Below are 3,065 nucleotides of genomic sequence, written 5' to 3'. Positions count from 1 at the left end.
GTCGTGTCCGCGGGCGGTGGGGGCGGCGCATCCGTCGTGTCGGCGTCCGGTGGTGGGGGCGGGCTCGCCGCGTGGGCGGCCGAGGGCCGCGCATCCGTGGCCCGGGGCGGCGCAGGCTCCGCGGGCTGTGCCGCTTCCGCCTCCGCCACCCTGGCGAGCAGGTCGGCGATGCCCAGCGGGCCGCCACCGCCCTGTTCGATCGCCTCGGCGCGGGTCACCGCGTCCTGGTCTTCCGTCTCACGCACGGTAGCCACCCGACGCCTTCGCTGCCGTCACTGTTCGGTGTCCTTTCCGTCCCGCTGCCGCGGGTGTGTCCGCCGGTCGGTCGTGCGCATGCGTCACGACGGTGCGTCCGTCGTGCGCCAGGACCGGAACGTGCGCAGGTGTTCCGGTGTCACGACGGCCTCCAGCCGGTCGTCGTCCGGGCTGCCGCCGCCGAGTGCGGCCAGCAGCCGCCGGGCCGGTGCGTTGCGCGGGGTGCGGTCCGCGGTCAGCCGGACCTTCGTGCAGCCCAGTGCGCCGGCGCGGTCGGCCAGCCACTGCAGCAGCCGCTCCTCGACGCCGCGGCCCAGTGCCCGGCAGCTCATCGCCCAGGCGAGGACGTCGAGCAGGTCGCCGTCCGCCCGGACGGCGAGCAGGGCGATCTGCCCGTAGTCGCCGAACCGGTCGCGGGCCGCGGCCGTCCAGACCTCGCCGGCGGCCCGCCACCGCTGCAGGTCCTTGCCGTCGGACGCGCGGGCGCGCAGCACGAACTGGTTGGTGCGGCGTACGAGTTGTTCGCCCCGCCGGACGTCCGCGTCGGCCAGGGGCCGGATGTCCACGGCCAGTTCCAGGCCGGCCAGGAACTCCTCGAAGCCCGCCTCGGCGCGGGCCGCGTCCCGCTCGCGTTCCTGGGCGTAGAAGCGGGCCCGCAGGCCGTCCTCCGCGGTGACCGCCGCCGGTACCAGGGGCCACAACCGCCGCAGGAGGGCGGGTAGTCGGTCGGCCGGGGGGCAGGTCACCGACAGCACCTGCGGGAGCGCGGCCCGCATCCGGGCGATCTCGGCCGGGTTGTCGTCGAGGAACAGGAAGCTGTCCAGGCCGAGGCCGAGGGTCCGGGCCGCCCGGGTGAGGCGTTCCGGTTTGGGCTCCCAGCCGGCGGACAGCACGCTGAAGTGCTCGGGCCCGAGCGGGCTGTCGGCACGGTCGAGCACCGCGCGGACGACGTCCTCGTCGTTGTTGCTGACGAGCACGAGCAGGGCGCCGGCCTCCCGCAGGCGCAGCAGTTGCCGCGCCAGTGTCCGGCGTGCCCCGGTGAGGTCCACGGCGTCCGGGCCGGTCTCCCCGGCCACGCCGCCCCACAGGGTCTCGTCGCCATCCACCGCGATCACCTTGGGTGCCGGGCGGCGCACCGTGTCGACGACCTCCGCGAGGGTGAGCGCGACGGCCGCCTGGAACTGCGGGGTGAACGGCAGGTGGGCGAGGCGTTCGGTGCGTGCGTCGAAGCGTTCGTCCACCGGGTGGTGCCGGGTCCAGTCGTCGGGCCCGAGGACCGCGACGCCGTTCTGTTCGCCGAGCGCGGCGGTCACCTCCTGCTCCCAGTGCGTGAACCGGTCCTCGGGCCGGGCCGTGGGCAGAATGCCGACGACGAGGGGCTTTCCGGTCCGTTCGGCCAGGTCGCGCACGGCCTGCGGGTAGGCGGTGCGCAGTTCGGCGAGCAGGGTGTCGTCGACGGGGCCGAAGCGGGCCAGGTCGGCGCCGCGCAGCAGCACCACGCCCACGTCCGTCCGCGGGTCGGCGAGCACCCCGGAGGGGTCCCGGAGCGCGGCGAGCGCCTGGTGGTAGGGGGCCTCGGCGACCGTCGTCCGGGGGTGGTCCGGACCCCGGTCGTGCTCGTGCCGGGCGTCGAGGGCGGTGCCGCACATGAGGGGCAGCCGGCCGAGGGCGAAGGTGGCGGCGAGGGCCGGGCGGGCACCGTCCTGCTGCCCGGGTCCGGCGGCCGTGCGGGGGGCAGGCTCCGCCGCGACCGTCCCGGAGGGGTCCTGGGCCGCCGTCTCCAGCAGCCGCAGGAACTCCTGTGCCAGGCCGTGCGTCGTCGCCGCGTCGAGGATGTCGAGGTTGTGGTCCAGCCGGATCCGTCCCGCGTCGGGGGTCATGGTGACCATGAGGTCGAGGTCGGACCAGCCCGTGCCGGCGGGCAGCACCTCCAGATGGTCCATCCGGCCGGCGCCGGAGCGCACGTAGTTGAAGTAGACCTCCACCAGCGGGGCTTCGGGCCGGTGCAGGCCCTGCCGGGCGAGGGCGGGCAGGACGTCGGAGAACATGGCGCCCCGGGTGAGGATCCGCCGCAGCCGCCGGTCGGTGCGGCGCAGCACCTCTTCGATCCGCTCCCCCGGCCCGGCCTGGGCCGGGAACGGCACCGGCACCCCGAAGAAGCCCACGGCGCCGGGCGCGTCGGCGTGGATGCGGGTGTCCACCGGGACCGCGAGGACGAACCGTTCGCGTTCCCGCAGCCGGGCCAGGAGCACGGTGAGGACGCCGAGGCAGTAGGCGGCCGGGGTGACGGCGAGGCGGCTCGCTGCCGCCGCGACGCGGGCGGTGAGCTCCTCGGGCAGCGGCACGGTGACGCTGCCGGCCCGGTAGGTCCGGCGGGCCGGGCGCGGGTGGCTGAGCGTCAGGTCCAGGCGGGCGGCGCCCTCGAAGGCGGAGCGCCACGCGGCGGACGCTTCGGGGTCGTGCGGGCCGGTCCGCTGGGCCTCGGCCAGCAGGGCGAGGTCACGGTTGTCGGGGGTGCCGTCGAGCGGGGTGCCGGACAGTTCGGCGTCGATCTCCGCGGCGACCAGCAGCAGGGACTGCAGGTCGCTCACCGCGTGGTGGGCGCCCAGGAGGAGATACCGGCCGCGTTCGCCGCCGTCCACGAACTCGAACCGCCACAGCGGCTGCTCCGCCAGGTCGAACGGCTCCTCCAGGAGGGCGCTCAGCCGCTCGCCGGGGCCGGGGTCGTCGGGGCCGGTGACGGTGGTCCAGCGCAGCAGCGGCCCCGCCGGTGCGCGGTCCACCCGCAGCCGGGGGCCGTCGGGGCCGGG

The 3,065-nt window shown here is 76.4% G+C and carries 1 protein-coding gene and 1 pseudogene; both read right to left on the bottom strand.

Translation table 11 applies throughout. From position 1 onward, the window contains the following. Positions 1 to 245: pseudogene (locus G3I53_RS08895) on the bottom strand (hypothetical protein); the annotation flags it as partial. 93 nt (positions 246 to 338) lie between these two features. After that, positions 339 to 3,065, bottom strand: a 2,727-nt coding sequence (locus G3I53_RS08890) for an HAD-IIIC family phosphatase (protein ID WP_164438203.1), incomplete at its 5' end; no start/stop codon positions are given.

The sequence above is a fragment of the Streptomyces sp. SID14436 genome (genome assembly GCF_010548465.1).
GTDB lineage: Bacteria > Actinomycetota > Actinomycetes > Streptomycetales > Streptomycetaceae > Streptomyces.
This window is presented reverse-complemented; position numbering and strand designations above follow the sequence as displayed.